The 15,591-nt window shown below is 67.1% G+C and carries 8 protein-coding genes; 3 read left to right on the forward strand and 5 right to left on the reverse strand.

Annotated elements, in window-relative coordinates:
- Nucleotides 1-32: 32 nt before the first annotated feature.
- Nucleotides 33-2,036, reverse strand: a complete 2,004-nt coding sequence (locus tag WQQ_RS07415) for a sigma-54-dependent Fis family transcriptional regulator (protein WP_007184514.1) — start codon at nt 2,034-2,036, stop codon at nt 33-35.
- Between the two features lie 200 nt (nt 2,037-2,236).
- On the opposite strand from WQQ_RS07415, the gene WQQ_RS07420 reads away from it, so the two are divergent.
- Nucleotides 2,237-3,370, forward strand: a complete 1,134-nt coding sequence (locus tag WQQ_RS07420) for a hypothetical protein (RefSeq protein WP_007184515.1) — start codon at nt 2,237-2,239, stop codon at nt 3,368-3,370.
- Nucleotides 3,371-3,454: 84 nt separating this feature from the next.
- On the opposite strand, the gene tyrS is transcribed toward WQQ_RS07420, so the two are convergent.
- Complete coding sequence (gene tyrS / locus WQQ_RS07425) at nt 3,455-4,651, reverse strand: tyrosine--tRNA ligase (RefSeq protein ID WP_007184516.1); 1,197 nt, start codon at nt 4,649-4,651, stop codon at nt 3,455-3,457.
- Between the two features lie 375 nt (nt 4,652-5,026).
- On the opposite strand from tyrS, the gene WQQ_RS07430 reads away from it, so the two are divergent.
- Entirely contained in the window at nt 5,027-6,301 is a 1,275-nt protein-coding gene (locus WQQ_RS07430; protein WP_007184517.1) for an OapA family protein, read from the forward strand.
- 4 nt (nt 6,302-6,305) lie between these two features.
- Entirely contained in the window at nt 6,306-7,415 is a 1,110-nt protein-coding gene (locus WQQ_RS07435; protein ID WP_007184518.1) for an anhydro-N-acetylmuramic acid kinase, read from the forward strand.
- 96 nt (nt 7,416-7,511) lie between these two features.
- Here WQQ_RS07435 and WQQ_RS07440 read toward each other — a convergent pair whose 3' ends face one another.
- The 3 genes from WQQ_RS07440 to WQQ_RS07450 form a co-directional block, all read right to left on the reverse strand.
- Entirely contained in the window at nt 7,512-9,701 is a 2,190-nt protein-coding gene (locus WQQ_RS07440; RefSeq protein WP_007184519.1) for a primosomal protein N', read from the reverse strand.
- A gap of 270 nt (nt 9,702-9,971) precedes the next feature.
- Nucleotides 9,972-13,712 (reverse strand): translocation/assembly module TamB domain-containing protein, encoded by a 3,741-nt coding sequence (locus WQQ_RS07445; protein WP_007184520.1) that lies wholly within the window; start codon nt 13,710-13,712, stop codon nt 9,972-9,974.
- The gene (locus WQQ_RS07450) at nt 13,709-15,523 is read right to left on the reverse strand and encodes an autotransporter assembly complex protein TamA (RefSeq protein ID WP_083844453.1); all 1,815 of its coding nucleotides are present in this window, start codon (nt 15,521-15,523) and stop codon (nt 13,709-13,711) included. The genes WQQ_RS07445 and WQQ_RS07450 overlap by 4 nt, the downstream gene beginning before the upstream one ends.
- Nucleotides 15,524-15,591 lie beyond the last annotated feature (68 nt).

Below are 15,591 nucleotides of genomic sequence, written 5' to 3' on the forward strand. Positions count from 1 at the left end.
TGCTTCTTACGCGGCTTTCGCGGGAGTTTTCTTCAAGCCTGAAGGTCGCGATCCTTCGGCGAGACGATGTTGTGACGGCGCATCAGGTGATAGATCGTCGTGCGCGATACCCCCATTTCGCTGGCGACGGCGGAGATGTTCCAGCGCAGGCGCTGCAGCGTGGCGAGCAGTTCGCGCTCGGCTTCCGAGGCGTTGGCGCTGACGTTTGCCGCGGGCTGCGCCTTGATCTCGATGCTCGCGATCGACGGAGCAGGCTCGCCGAGTTCGGGCGGCAGGTGTTCTTCGCCGATGCCCAAACCATCGGAAATCGCGAGCGCGAAGCGAATGACGTTGCGCAGCTGGCGCACGTTGCCAGGCCAGTCGTATTCAAGCAGCCGATCGATCGCCGCCGGACTGATCGCGGTCATAGCCGCCAGATGCTCGGCTTCCTCGCGCAGGATGCGATCGATGATGTAGAGCTTGTCTCCGCGCTCGCGCAGCGGAGGCAGCGACAGGGTCGCGCCGCACAAACGGTAGTACAAGTCTTCACGGAAGGTTCCCGCTGCGATCTGCTTGCGCAGGTCGCGGTGCGATGCCGCGATCACGGTCAGCGCGACCTTGACCGGACGCTCCGCACCGAGCGGCAAGACTTCGCGCTCCGACAGTACGCGCAGCAAACGTGTCTGCAACTGCAGCGGCATGTCGCCGATCTCGTCGAGGAACAAGGTGCCGCCGTCGGATTGCTGGATCAAGCCCTTCATGCCGCGGCTGCGCGCACCCGTGAAGGTGCCGGGCGTGTAACCGAACAATTCGCTCTCGATCAGCGTCTCGGGAATCGAGGCGCAATTGACCGCGACGAACGGCATGTCCTTGCGCTGGCTGCATGCGTGCAAGGCACGCGCGAAGACCTCCTTGCCGGTTCCGGTTTCACCCTGCACGAGAATGCTGACCTGCTTGTCGACGAGCCGCCGCGCATGATCGAGCACGCGGCCCATATGCCGGTCTTCGCCGGCGAGCTTGTCGAGCGCGGCGAAATCCTGCTTCGCAGACAGCGCGTCGTTGGCCGGTTCGATGCGCGCCACCGCCGTTGGGCCCGGCACGCGCGGAACGATCAGCGATGCCTGGTAAACCTGATGGTTGGTCGCGGTGATGAGCGTCTGTTCGTCCAGATGCGCACTGCGCGCGAGTTTCCAGATGTCGTCGAGACGGCAGCGCAACAGCTCGTCGAGCGCACGTCCGACGATGGTGTCGCGCTGCGGTTTGCCTTGCGTTGCGATGGCCAGCCCGCACAGTTCGCGCCGCGCGGCGGGATTGGCACCGACGACGACCCCGTCCTTGTCGAAGGCGAGCATGAGTTCGCCGCAGACATCGACGAGCGGCCCCGCGGTGCCGAGACGCAGGATCCAGCGATCGCGAAAGTGCCGCAGAAAGTTGGCGTCTTCGATCATCTGCCCATAGAGCAGGGTCAGATGCAGCGCCAGATGCTGGCTCTCCTTGGCTTCGGGCGACGACAGTGCGGAAACGTCGAGTGCGCCGATGAAATCACCCTCGGGCCCGAACAGCGGCGTGGTCGTGCAGGAGAGGCCCAGGTGCGAAGAGAAGAAATGATCGTCGCGATGGCAGGTCAGCGCGGCCTGCTCGGCGATGCAGGTGCCGATACCATTGGTGCCCGCATGCGACTCCTGCCAGTTCGCGCCGAGCGCCAGACCGGCGTTGCGCAGCTCGCGGTCCCAGGAATCGTTGCCGATGTAGTCGACGGTGATGCCCTGCGCATCGGTCAACAGCAGTACGTAGCCCAGCGCGCGCACCCGCTTGAACAGCTGTTCCATGCCGGCCCGCGCGACCAGCATGTATTCCTCGATCTGCTCGCGGCTCTCGCGCAGGCGCTGGCGCGTTTCGATGCGTCCGCGCCGGGGCTTGGAGGGATCGAGCCCGTATTCGTTGACACAGCGAAACCACGATCGCTCGATCAGCAGACCGCTATCGGTTTGATGAGTCCCGCGCAGGGGTATCGCGCCGGATGCGACCTCCAGAATGCGGTCGACGTGCTGCTGCATGAGGGCGTTTTCTCCAACCGGCCGGCTGTCTTGGCAACCCGCTCGATATAGGGCGCGACACCTTCCCGGCTCGCGAGAGTGGCCTTTTTAGCACGAAACCCGCGTTGCACCCCGTTCTGGGGGTTAAGCCCGGGGGGCGGCCTGACTAGATTGGCGCCGGCCAGCCGAAGGGGCTGGCCTCATCGCTCCGGGGAGCCACCATGCCTGCATTCGTCGTCCGCCCGCGCTCCCTGCGCTGGGCCAGCTTGTCCGCCACCGCCCTGATCGCCGCCTGCGCCGACGGCCAGAGCACGCCCAGATTCGATCCGAACGCCTCGGCGAAATCGCAGGCTGCGCTGTTCATGGAGGTGCAGAAGAAATCCGACATCGCCAAGCTCGACAAGCTCGCGGTGACCTCGTGCAACGTGCTGTACGGCACCGAAACCGGCGCCTCGGCCTCGACGCGGCCGGGCCTCGGCGAAGACCGCAGCAGCCGCGGCGAGGTCAACGTGTCGACGCTCTACGTCATGCAAGGCGTCGACAACACGCAGCTGCAGGCGCTCACGGGCTCGCTCTGCGAAAGCGCATCGGCCAAGCTCGCGGCGGCCGGTTACACGCTGATTCCGGGCTCCGAACTCGCGGCCCATGCGAGCTACCAGAAGATGCACGCGGCCGGCCAGGCCACGCCGTTCACGATGAAGCAGAAGAACGGCACCACCTACACGGTGTTCACGCCGGCCGGGCAATCGGTGGTCGATCAGGGCTTCATGTCGACCGGCGGGGCGATCGGCAATGTGTTCAAGGCCATGGGCGGCGGCGGCCCGGGCGTGGCCGAAGCGGCGCTGATCGACGAGCTGCAGACCGCGGCCGTGCACATCAACATCCTGGTCGATTTCGCGAGCGCCAAATCCAACGACAAGAAGGGCATTCTCGGCAACATCACCGGCCAGGACAGCGCGAAAGTCGACGCCAAGGTCTCGCTCGCGGTTTCGGGCTTCGTGAGCTTTTATCCGGTGGCCGACCTGCAGTGCTTCAAGAGCCTGGCCACCCCGTGCTCGATGCCGAACGCGCCGCGCTCCCCGCGCGTGATCGCCAAGCTTCCGCTCGAATCGGGCGAGCCGTTCTACTCATCGATCGCGGACATCAAGTCCACCGGCTCCAAAGTCGGCGAGACCGCCTACAACGTGTTCGCGGGCCTGACCCAGCTCGCGGCCGCCGCGGCCGGCTCGGGCAGCGGTGCCGGCATGGTGCACACGACCCGGTACGGCGTGGTCGTCGATTACCCGGCTTATCGCACCGCGACCAGCCAGCTGTCGGATCGCTTCATGGACATGGCGCTGGCCTCGGTGCACTGAGCGATCCCACGCAGCGATGTCCACGCCCGGCCGGTCGCCTCAGCGACCGGCCGGGCGATCGCGTTTCGCTGGACCGGGCCGAGCTCAGCTCGCGAGCGTCGCCTTGGCGTAGCGGCGCGATCCGACCTGCAGCAGGTATTCGCCCGGAGCGAGCACGAGCGCGCGGTCTTCGATGCGCTGGTTGTCCACGCGCACCGCCTTCTGGTCGATCATGCGATTGCCTTCGGCGTTGCTCGTCACCAGGCCCGCTTCCTTGAGCACGCGGGCCAGCGCCAGGCCTTCGGCCGGCGCGGCGATGGTCACTTGCGGAATGTTCTCGGGCAGCGCGCCCTGCGAGAACTGGGCGATGAAGGCGGCCTTCGCCGCCTCGCCGGCACCCGCGCCGTGGAAGCGATCGACGATCTCGATCCCGAGCGTCATCTTGATGTCGCGCGGGTTGGCGCCCTCGGCCATCGCCTTGCGCAGCGCTTCGATCTCGGCGAGTGGCTTGAACGACAGCAGCTCGTAGTAACGCCACATGAGCGTGTCCGAGATGCTCATGAGCTTGCCGAACATGTCGCGGGGCTCGTCGGTCAGGCCGATGTAGTTGCCGAGCGACTTGCTCATCTTGTTGACGCCGTCGAGCCCTTCGAGGATCGGCACCGTCATGATCGCCTGCGGCCTCTGGCCATAGGCGCCCTGCAGATGACGGCCGACCAGCAGGTTGAACTTCTGGTCGTTGCCGCCGAGCTCCAGGTCGGCCTTCAGCGCCACCGAGTCGTAGCCCTGCAGCAGCGGATACATGAACTCGTGGATCGCGATCGGCTGGCCGTCCCTGTAGCGCTTGGAGAAATCGTCGCGCTCGAGCATGCGGGCCACGGTGTGCTGGGCCGCGAGCTTGAGCATGCCCTCGGTGCCGAGCTGGTCGAGCCAGGCCGAATTGAAGGCGATGGTGGTCTTCTCCGGATCGAGGATCTTGAAGACCTGCTCCTTGTAGGTCTGCGCGTTTTCCTCGACCTGCTCGCGCGTCAGCGGCTTGCGCGTTTCGTTCTTGCCAGTCGGGTCACCGATCATTCCGGTGAAGTCGCCGATTAGGAAGATTGCCTCATGCCCGCGCTCCTGAAAGGCACGCAATTTGTTAAGCAAAAGGGTGTGGCCGAGATGAAGATCCTTGGCCGTGGGGTCGAAACCCGCTTTGATGCGAAGACGCTCGCCCTTGGCCTCGGCCTGGGTCAGACGACTGCGGAACTCTTCCAGAGGAATGATTTCATTGGTCGCGCGTTCCAGTTCTTCGAGTGCCATGGGTCCAGGTTTCGACGGTGTTGAGAGCTTCGACAGCGCTTGTGCAAAAGTATCGAAAAGAGGGGCGCTGTTACGAATCGAAGGGGGAAATCTCTTGCAGATCGACGGGTTTGTGTGGTTTCTTACGTGACCTGTGTGTTCGGTCACAAATGCTTCATTCTTAAAACGAGAGGGACCGAGCCACTGAACAGCGGCGGCATGGGAAACACCATGCGGGCCGGTTCGTGCAAATCGACGGGTCTGTAAATGAAATTTGATTATAGCTCAGCCGAGCCGGCGCCCCGCCGCTCGGCTCATAGAGCGGTTTTTATCGGCGCAATTTGCGCACTCGGTCTGGGAATTCTGGTCACGCGGGAAACCTCCGCGAACCGTCACATGCCCGATACGGCGGCGATGCCGCTCGTGTTGTCCGAGGGTGACTCCGCCCAGTACGACGCCTCGATCCAGGCCGCCCTGGCCGACAGCAGCCTGGTGGTTCCGCAGGCCAGCGAGTGGGTCAACTGGCAGGTCAAGAAAGGCGACACCCTTTCGACGATCTTCGGCGCTCAAGGATTGCCGAGCGATGAATGGATCGCGCTGCTGAAGCTCGGCGGCGACGTGATGGAGCTCAAGCGCCTCAAGGCCGGCGAAGAGCTGCAGATCCGCAAGGACGGCGACCAGCTCCAGGAGCTGCGCTACGCCCTCGACGAAATGCGCACCCTCAATGTGCGCCGCGTCGACGATCAGTTCGAAGCCGTGACGATCACCGCCGAGCTCGAGCGGCGCCAGGAAAAAGCCACCGGCAGCATCACCAGCTCGCTGTTCGCCGACGGCAACAAGGCCGGCCTGTCGGACCGCATGGTCATGGAAATGGCCGAAATCTTCGGCTACGACGTCGACTTCGCGCTCGACCTGCGCCAGGGCGATCGCTTCTCGGTGGTCTACGAGAAGCTCTACAAGGACGGCAAGTCGCTGCGCTACGGCGACATCCTGGCCGCCGAATTCGTCAACCAGGGCAAGGCCTACCGCGCGGTTCGCCATGTCGGTGCCGACGGTCGCGTCGCCTATTACACGCCGGCCGGCGAATCGCTGCGCAAGGCCTTCATCCGCACCCCGCTCGACGTCATCCGCATCAGCTCGCCGTTCAACCTGGCGCGCCGTCATCCGATCCTCAACACCATCCGCGCGCACAAGGGCGTCGACTATGCCGCCGCCGCCGGCACGCCGATCAAGGCCGTGGGCGACGCCAAGGTGACCTTCGTCGGAAACAAGAACGGCTTCGGCCGCGTGGTCGTGCTCCAGCACGGCAACCAGTACGAAACCCTCTACGCCCACATGTCGCGCTTCGCGCCGGGCATCAGCGCCGGCCAGCGCGTGAGCCAGGGCCGCGTCATCGGTTACGTCGGCATGTCCGGCCTGGCGACCGCCCCGCACCTGCACTACGAATTCCATATCGGCGGCAAGGTGGTGAATCCGGTCACCGTGGCGATGCCGCGCGCGAACCCGATCGATCGCAAGGAACTCGCGCAGTTCAAGTCCGAGACCGCCGTCTACCTCGCCGCGCTCGACAGCGACGGCACCCAGCAGACCGCCCAGGCGCAGACCCAGAAGGCGATCGGCGGCCCGGCCACCACGGCCCCGACCGCCGCCGCCATCACGACGGCCCGCTGATCGAATGCGGCGTCTTGCGCTGGGGCTGATCTCCGGCACCAGCCAGGACGGCATCGACGCGGTTCTCGCCGCGTTCGAAGACGATGACTGGCAAGGCATCGTCGCGACGCACTCGGGGCAGTATCCGCAAGCGGTTCGGACTCGGCTGCTCGCGCTGGGCTACGAGAATCGCCCGGTTTCGCTCGCCGAATTCGCCGAACTCGATCGCGCGGTCGCCGATGCCTTCGCCGACACCGCGCTCGCCGTGCTGAGCCAGGCCGGAATTCCGGCCGCGCAGGTCAGCGCGCTGGGCAGCCACGGCCAGACCATTTTTCACGACGCCGCGCTCGGCAACAGCCTGCAGATCGGCGACCCCTCGCGTATCGCCGCGCGCACCGGCATCGCCACGGTCGGCGATCTGCGTCGCAAGGACATCGCGCTTGGCGGCCAGGGCGCTCCGCTGCTGCCGGTGTTCCATCACGCCCTGTTCGCCCGCGCCGACGAGCCGCGCGCCGTGCTCAACCTCGGCGGCATCGCCAACCTCACGCTGCTGCCGGACGCCGACGCCTCGCAGGTCCGCGGCTTCGACTGCGGCCCGGCGAACGGGCTCATGGACGAGTGGATCGAGCTGCACCGGGGCCTGCGCTACGACGCCGATGGCGTGTTCGCGGCGAGCGGCCAGCGGGTTCCGGCCTTGCTCGATGCCCTGCTGTCCGACCCGTACTTCGCCCTGCCCCCGCCCAAGAGCACCGGGCGCGGCTATTTTTTGATCGACTGGGTTCGCCGGCGTTTTCCGGCGCTCGCTTCGCTGCCCGCTGCCGACGTGCAGCGCACGCTCTGCGAACTCACCGCACGATCGGCCCTCGAGGCGCTCGACGCCACGCTGCCAACCGCGCGCCGCCTGCTGGTCTGCGGCGGCGGAGCGCACAACGGCTTTCTGATGCAGCGGCTGCGCGAATTGAGCCCCCAGCGCATCGTCGAACCGACACAAGCGCACGGCCTGCATGCGGATTGGGTCGAAGCGTCGGCCTTCGCCTGGCTCGCGCTGCGCAGGCTCGATGCGGCGACCGGCAATCTGCCAAGCGTGACGGGAGCTGCACGATCGACGGTGCTCGGCGGGCTGTTCCTGCCGTGAGTCGTTGGCAGGGCGACTCGCGCCCTTGCCAGCGGTTCCGCCTGCGAAGCGGGTCGCGACCCGCCCTGCACGACGGCAGCCACCTGGCTCATCGCCTCAATACAAATCCACCGGATCGACATCGATCGACCAGCGCAGCCCGCGCGCACCGGGCAGCGTGTCGAGCAGCGGTAGCCACGGTGTCAGCGCGCGATGCAGGGCGACGCGGTCGAGGGCCTGGATCAGAAGTTGTGCGCGGAAGCGGCCGGCGCGTCGCTCCATAGGGGCCGGCACCGGGCCGAGCTTCTGCACGCCGGGCAGGGTCGGCAGGCAGGCGCCCGCGGCGTCGAGGAAATCCATCGCGTTCTGCTCGGTGCTGGCCTCGGCGCGCAGCAGGGCCAGGTGCGAGAACGGGGGCAGCTGGGCTTCGGCGCGCTCGTGCAGCAGCAGGGCGGCGAGGCCGTCGTAGCTGGCTTCGATGAGCCGGCGCAGCGCCGGATGATCGGGCTGGTGCGTCTGCACGATGACTTCGCCGCGCTGCCCGGCACGGCCGGCACGCCCCGCCACCTGCGTGAGCAGCTGGCCCATGCGCTCGACGGCGCGAAAATCCACCGAGAACAGCGCCTGGTCCGCATCGACGACGCCGACCAGCGAAAGCCCGGCGAAATCGTGTCCCTTGGCGAGCATCTGGGTGCCGACGAGGATGTTCACGCGGCCCTCGCGGGTGTCTTTGAGCAGGGCCTGCAGGGCGCGCACGCTGCGCAGGCGATCGGAATCGAAGCGTTCGACGCGCGCTTCGGGGAAGCGCGTGCGCAGGGTTTCTTCGATGCGCTCGGTGCCGTGGCCGACCGCGAGCATCTGCGTCGACTGGCATTGCGGGCAGGCGGCCGGCGGCACCTGGCGCGCTCCGCAGTGATGGCAGATCAGGCGGCCGCGGCCGCGATGCCAGGTCAGCCGCGCATCGCAATGCGTGCAGGTGGCGGTCCAGCCGCAGTCGTGGCAGATCAGCGCGGGCGCATAGCCGCGCCGGTTGATGAACAGCAGTACCTGCCCGCCGGCCTGCAGATGACGCTCGATCGCGGCTACGAGTACCGGCGCCAGACCTTGCTGGAACGGCTGGCCGCGCACGTCGAGCAGCTGCAGGCGCGGCGGATCGACGCTTCGGACGCGCCGAGGCAGGCGCAGCAGCGAATAGCGCTGGGCCTGTACGCGCTGCAGGGTTTCGAGCGACGGCGTCGCCGAGCCGAGGATCACCGGCGCGTTTTCGCGGCTGCCGCGCAGCACCGCCACGTCGCGCGCCGAATAGCGCAGACCGTCCTGCTGTTTGAACGAGGTGTCGTGCTCCTCGTCGACGATGATCAGCGCGAGCCTCGGCATCGGCAGCAGCGCAGCCGATCGGGTGCCGACCACGACCGGCAGCCGCCCGGAGGCCGCGCGCAGCCAGACCTGCCCGCGCGCCGCGTCGTTGAGCCCGGAGTGGTAGCCGTCCACCACCATCTCGCCGAAACGCTCGCGCACGCGATCGAGCAGCTGCGGCGTGAGCCCGATCTCGGGCACCAGCAGCAGCACCTGGCCGCCGTGGGCGATGGCTCTGGCGATCGCGCGCAGATAGACCTCGGTCTTGCCGCTGCCGGTCACGCCCTGCAGCAGATGCGTCGAAAAGCCGCTGCCGGCGGCTTCGAGCGCCTCCACCGCGCGCGCCTGGTCGGGTGTCAGCTGCGGCAGCTCGGATTCGGCGAGCCTGATCGGCGAAGGCAGCGCCTCGGCCGCGAGCTCGACCCAACCTTCGTCGAGGCAGCGCCGCAGGCTCGCCGCGATGCCCTGGATGCCGTTGAGCCCGGCGCGGCTGACCGCGCCCTGATCGCGCAGCGCTTCGAGCAGCGCGCGCAGGCGCTGGGAGCGGGCCGGCAGGCGATCCAGTGCCGCGAGCCCGCCTTCGGTGAGCCGGTAGGCCGGGGTCGCGCGCAACTGCGCGGGCTCGCCGCGGCGCAGGCTGACCGGCAGCAGGGCCGTGAGCACTTCGCCGATCGGGTGATGGTAGTAGTCCGCGATCCACTGGCCCAAGGCCATCATCGCGGGCGACAGCAGCGGCTCGGCGTCGATCACCCGCTCGATCGGACGGAAGCGTGAAAGCGGCTCGGTTTCACCGGGTTCGCGCGCCTCCGAGACGACGATCCCGATCAGCGTACGGTGGTTAAACAGGATTTCTACCCGGCATCCGGGGGCGGGCACTGCAGAAGTCCCGATTCGGTAGTCGAAACTACCGTAGATCGGCACCGGAACCGCGACGGAAAGCAGCACTTCCATCAGCGATCGGTATTGTGGATAACTTTGGGGAATAAATGCCGCAGTGCGGTACGGGCCGGATCCGCCTTCCCAACCCTGCCGCCGGGCCCGCTGTCAAACATTCTATTTAACCTTATTAAAATCATTGCCTTGCCAAGCTTTTACAGGCTCGTGACGATTGCAAGACTTGACGTTCAGATAGCAGATGCTTTTGCGATCGTTGTGAATAGGCCACGGTTCAGCGAACGGGATGCTCAGCTTGATTCAGATAGCGGCAAGCTTTTGTGCCGTTCAGCGGCGCTCGACCGTATAAAGCAAATCTGCTCCGGTGAAAGTGCCCGATTCGGTGGAGAGTTTGAATCCTTTTCCGAGATCGTAGAGCAGCTTGAAAACATTGCCGGGCTGGAATAGCCCGATGCCGTAGGAGACGAATAATTTCGGCGACAGATACTTGCCGACCGTCAGCCGCGCCTGCTCCTGCGTTTCGCCCGGTGACGAGCCCAGCGAGATTTCATCCACGCCCAGGCCGCCACGCAGGTTCTGGGCGAGCGCGCTGCCGCCGCCGAGCCCCAGCGCCACCGCGGCACCGGACAGCATGCTGCGGTCCTGCGACGAACTGCTCTGGTCGAGCGGCCGCCCGAACAGCAGCCACGACAGCTGTTGCTGCTGGGTCATCGTCGGCTCGGAATACAGCGAGAGCTGCGGCTTTTCGAGCGTACCGCGGACGTAGATGCCGACCTTGATCTGTTCCTGCGCGGCCTGCTGGATTTCGCGGAAGGCTCGAATCTCCAGCCCCGGCTTGGCGATCGGCCCGCCGTTGAAGAGCAGCTTGCCGGTCTCGATCGTGAGGTCCTGTCCGTAGGCCTTGTAGCGGCCGTCGACGAGCCGCAGTTCGCCATAGCCGAGCGTGTCGCGGCCGGGCTCCTCGACCGCCGTCACGTCGCCTTCGATGCGCGTCTTCAGGCCGAAGCCCTCGAGCGACACCTTGTTGCCGAGCACCAGTTTCACCTCGGCGAACAGCTTGAGGCCCTGGACCGGATCGGGCGCTTCGCCGGCGGCGTTGACGATGATCTGATCGCCGCTCGGGGCGGCGCCGCTGTCCTCGACGTTGGCGAGCTTGATCTCGGCGCGCGGCACGCCGAGCGTTCCCTTGAGCCGGGCCTGCTGGTTGCCCATCTCGAACGTCAGATCGGGTGCGATCCAGGCGCGGGCGGTCGGCAGGTTGGCGGCCAGGAAGTTGTCGCCCTTGATCGCGAGCTGGAGGCGGATTCCGCCGGGCTCGGGCTTCTCCGGCAACTCGGCGTCGACCGAGCCCGGTTCGGCCGACGGCGGTTCGGCAGGCGCTTCGGGCGGGGTCGCGGTGGCGACGTTCTCGAGTTCGGTGGCGGCGTTCTCGGGCTTGGGCTGCTCGACCAGCACGGTGGTTTCGTGCGCGTTCTCGACCTGGCCCTGGATCGTCAGCTCGCCCTCGCCGGACTTGGCGCGCGCATCCACGCTGAGCCGCCCGCCCGGGCTGCCGGCGACGCGCGCGCTGACTTCGGTCAGCTCGATGCCGGGCCGCGTGAGCTTGATACGGCCGTCGCTGAGCTGGGCTTCGCCATGCAGTTCGGGGGCGCCGACGCGGCCGGCGAGCTGGTAGCGCCCGTCGAGCCGGCCCGAGGCCCCGCCGATCTCCGGACTCAGCACCGACAAAAAGGCCAGATCGGGAAAATCGAGCCGCAGTTCGCCGCTCAGCGCGCGGTCGCTCATGACCGCGTTCGGCGCGAGCTGGGCATCGGCCTCGATGCCGCCGACGTCGAGCGGCAGTCGCAGCTCGATTCGGCCTTCGGCACCGTCGGTGACGAGCAGCCGCGCGGGCTTGAAGCCCATGCGCTGGTCGCCGTAGCCGGCCGAGCCTTCGGTGGTGTTGATCTCGGCGCGCGCCTGGCGGATCTGCCCGCCTGCGAGTTCCACCGCGGCGGTGCCGCTCAGCGCGCCGTCGAGGTGCAAGTCCTGCGGCAGCACGGCCTTGAAATAGGCGAAGGCCAGCTGCTCGATCTGCACTTCGGCGCTGGTCGTGGCCGGCGTCTGCCTGGCCTGCAGGCAGACGCGTCCCGGATCGCTGGTCCAGCAGGCCTGGCCGATTTCGTTCTGCTGGGCCGACAGGCTCAGCGCGGCCGGCGCCTGCAAGGTCCACGGCGCGAGCGCGGCCGGGGCGATGCGGCCCTGCGCGAGCTGGCCCTGCCAGCGCTGCTTCTTATCGTCGTAGCCGCCGGCGAGTTCGATGCCGACCTGGCCTTCGCGACTGGTGGCGTCGAGCTTGAGCGTGTGCTCGCCGCGTGTGCCGCGGCCCGTCAGCGTGAGCTCGTCGATCTCGACGCCGACCGCCAGCCCGGTGGTCTTGAGGTCGAGCGTGAGCGGGCCGTTCCAGTCGAGATCGGCGGTCAGCTCGGCCGAGTTCACCGCGTAGTCGCCGAAAGCGGCGCGCGCGACATCGGCTTCGACCACCAGATGCGGCTTTTCGACGGTGCCCTTGAAGCTCGCGGTGACCTGGGCCGAGCCGGCCAGCCGCGGAGCCAGCTCCTGCAGCTTGAGGCTCACGAGCTGCGCCTGGAGATCGTACGGCGCGCTCGCGCGGCCACTCGCGGACAGCTGGCTGCCGCCGCTCTGCACCTCGAGTTTGGCGATCTGCAGCACCTCGTCGACGTACTGGCCTTCGCCGTCGAGCTTGAGCGGGTAATTGCGCAGCTTGGAATCGTGCAGCCCGAGCTTGAAGCGCACCGCCGGCAGCTGGCCCGGCGCCGGGTCGCCGGTGACTTCGAATTCGCCGTTGATGTCGCCCGGCCACTCGGCCGCGAACAGGCCCGGATCGAAATGCGCGATGCGGCCCTTGAGCGACCCGGCCGGCTTCGGTGCCCAGGTCAGCGGGCCGGCCGCTTCGAGCACCGCCTTGCCGACGGTCAGCCGCAGCAGGCTCAAATCCACCGACTCGGTGCTGCCCGAACCCTGCGCCTGCATGACGCCGCTCTGTTTCTGAGCGAGCAGGTCGGCATCGAGATCGAATTCGTAATGCTCGGGCATGCCCTTGAACGCGAGCTTCCCGCGCGCGCTCTCGATGACTTTGGCGTCCGCCTGCGCCGCCACGAGCGGCCAGCCGAGGCGGGTCCAGGACAATTTGGCGTCGAGCGCACCGTTCCAGCGGCCTTCGCCCTGGACTTGCGCGGTGGTGCCGAGCGCGGTGTCGAGCGTGAAGCGCAGATCGTCCCAACGGCCCTTGAGCGTGGCTTGGCCCTGGCGGCTCGTGACGATCGGCGGCGCCTGCGGATCGACGGCCTGCAGCGGCCAGCGCAGGTCGCGCCACGACAGCGCGAGATCGCTGGGCTTCTGGTATCCGACGAAACCCTTGGCGCTCAGCGCGGCCGGAGCGGTCACGTCGAGCGCCGCGATGTCCACGCCCTCGTCGCTGAGTTTGGCCTTGCCGCTGAGCTGGGCCTTGCCGATCGGCGCGTAGTCGGCCGACAGGTTTTCGATCTTCACCTCGCGGCCGATCCAGCTGCCTTTGAACGCCGCGTTCGGCACGATGACGGTCGGCTGCGTGGCGCCGACCGTCCACAGCTGGAAGTCGCGCAGCGCCAGCGACTTGATCTCGATGGCCACCGGCAAGCGCGACAGCGGCGGCTGGTTCGATTCGGGCTTGGGCGGTTCCTCGGGCTTGTCCTTGAGCCGCACGTCGACGCCCTCGACCGCGAGCGACTCGATGCCGACGCGCCGGTCGAGCAGCCATTCGGGCTTCCAGGCCAGCGCCACGCGGCGCACGCCGACGCGGATGCCGTCGTCCTCGTAGACGATGTCCTTCCATTCGAGCGCCCCGGCCACCGAGCCGTGGCGCTCGCCGACGCTGATCTGCGCGCCGAGCAGGCCCGGCAGGCGGGCAAGCAGGAAGCCGTTGCCCGATTCGCTGCCGATCAGCCAGGCGACGATCGCCGGGATCGACACCAGCAGAATCAGCAGCCCGAACGAGGTCCAGGCCAGTGCGCGCAAGGGCCGGCTCACAGGCCCACCCTCACGCCGATATGGAGGCGCAGGCCGAGAAACTGCGTATCGCCCTCGCCGGTCAGCGGATGCGCGAGGTCGACGCTGAAGGTGCCGACCGGGGCGCGATAGCGCAGGCCCAGGCCGGCGCCGTAATACATCTTCACCGGAAAGGTTTCGTCGGCCCCGCCGCCATCGACGAACACCGCCGCGCCCCAGCTGCCCTTGATGCGCCGCTCGAGCTCGATGCTGGCCGTCGTCAGATATTGACCGCCGATGACGTCGCCATCGTCGTTCCTGGTGCCGATGGCCTGGTAGTCGTAGCCGCGCACGCTCTGGTCGCCACCGGCGAAGAAGCGCTGCGAGGCCGGCAGGGCCGAGAAATCGTCATGGAAGTTGGCGCCGAGCTCGACGCGCCCGAGCACGCGCGTGCGCCAGTCGAACGAATAGACGCCGCGCAGCAGGCCATAGGTGCGGATGAAGCTCGCATTCGACAGCAGGTTTTCCTTGGCACCGTGCACGTCGGTGAACAGATACCAGCCCTGGCGTGCGTTGATCGGATCGTCGAGTTCGGTGCGCGTGAACGAGACGCCGGGCGTCAGCAGGTCGGCCGTCACTTTGTTTTTGGTGACCGTGACGATCGGCGGCCCGGCCGGATCCTCGGGGTTGGGCACCTCCGTCGTCGTCGTGCCGAGCTCCGATTCTTCGTGAATGAATTCGACGTAAAGCCGCCGATGCCAGTCGCCCGGGCTGCGGTTGAGGCTCGCGCCAATGGTGTACTTGGAGGTGTCGCCGCTCTCGAGCTGCTGCGCTTCGGTAGTGGCGCTCAGCGAGATGTTTTCGCCGGGCTCGGCACCGAGCGGAATTCGATAATTGGCGCCGATGGCGTTCTTGATCTGCGACAGCCGCATGTCGGCGTCGAGGTTGTGCCCGTACTTGTTGATGCGCCGCCACTCGGTGCCGAGCGAGAGCCGTGCGCCGGTGTCGGTGCCGTAGCCGACGCCGGCTTCGTAGCGATGCTTGTTGCGCGGCGTGGTGTGGATGATCACCGGCACGTGATGCTCGGCATCGGCCTCGGCGCGCTTGGGCTCGATTTCGACCGATTGGAAGTAACCGAGGTCGCCGAGCGCGAACTGCTGGTCGAGCAGCTCCTGCGGGTCGAAGACATCGCCTTCCTTGAGCACGATGTAGCGCTCGATGAATTCGGGGTCGAGCCCCTGCTGTTCGAGCGTGATCTTGCCGAGCAGATAGCGCGGACCGGTCTGCATGTGCAGCACCACGTTGGCCTGGCGCGCTTCGGGGTTCACGCGCAGCTCGCTCTTCTCCCAGTGCGCGTCGAGAAAGCCGGAGGCGTAGGCCGCATCGGCCAGCTGCTTCTTGGCGTCTTCGTAGTCGGCGTGCCTGAGCCGCTCCTCGGGCTTCAGCCGCCGCTCGATGCGGCGCAGCGCGTCCTTGAAGCCCGCGTTGTCCTTGCCCTCACCGAGCAGCTGCACATCGACCTCGCCGATGCGCGTCGCCTCCCCCGCGTCGATCCTGTAGCGCGCGGTCCAGTTCGGCGCCTTGCCGGTGAGCTCGGATTCGATGGTCGGGCTGTAATAGCCATAGGGCTGCAGCGCGGTTTCGATGTCGCGCTTGGCCTGTGCGTTGAGGCGCTCGACCAGGGTGTCGTCGAGATCCTTGCGCTCGCGCTGCTGACGGATCGTCAGGCGGGTTTCGACGTTGGCGAGTTCGTCGCCATCGATTCCCTCGACGACCACGCGCACCTCGGCCAGGGCCGTAGCCGCCACGAGCACGAGGGGGATGCAGCCCAGGACATAAAAGCGGCCTCTCATTCGGCCAATGGTACCGTCATTGCCTGGCTATCCAGTGGCACTTGAGCATGTCGAACACCGCCTGCGTG

The organism is Hydrocarboniphaga effusa AP103 (genome assembly GCF_000271305.1).
GTDB classification, from domain to species: Bacteria; Pseudomonadota; Gammaproteobacteria; order Nevskiales; family Nevskiaceae; genus Hydrocarboniphaga; species Hydrocarboniphaga effusa.

Coding starts and splice junctions, on each gene's coding strand:
- WQQ_RS07415 (WP_007184514.1), bottom strand. CDS start 2,036: ATGCAGCAGCACGTCGACCGCATTCTGGAGGTCGCATCCGGCGCGATA.
- WQQ_RS07420 (WP_007184515.1), top strand. CDS start 2,237: ATGCCTGCATTCGTCGTCCGCCCGCGCTCCCTGCGCTGGGCCAGCTTG.
- tyrS (WP_007184516.1), bottom strand. CDS start 4,651: ATGGCACTCGAAGAACTGGAACGCGCGACCAATGAAATCATTCCTCTG.
- WQQ_RS07430 (WP_007184517.1), top strand. CDS start 5,027: ATGCCCGATACGGCGGCGATGCCGCTCGTGTTGTCCGAGGGTGACTCC.
- WQQ_RS07435 (WP_007184518.1), top strand. CDS start 6,306: ATGCGGCGTCTTGCGCTGGGGCTGATCTCCGGCACCAGCCAGGACGGC.
- WQQ_RS07440 (WP_007184519.1), bottom strand. CDS start 9,701: ATGGAAGTGCTGCTTTCCGTCGCGGTTCCGGTGCCGATCTACGGTAGT.
- WQQ_RS07450 (WP_083844453.1), bottom strand. CDS start 15,523: ATGAGAGGCCGCTTTTATGTCCTGGGCTGCATCCCCCTCGTGCTCGTG.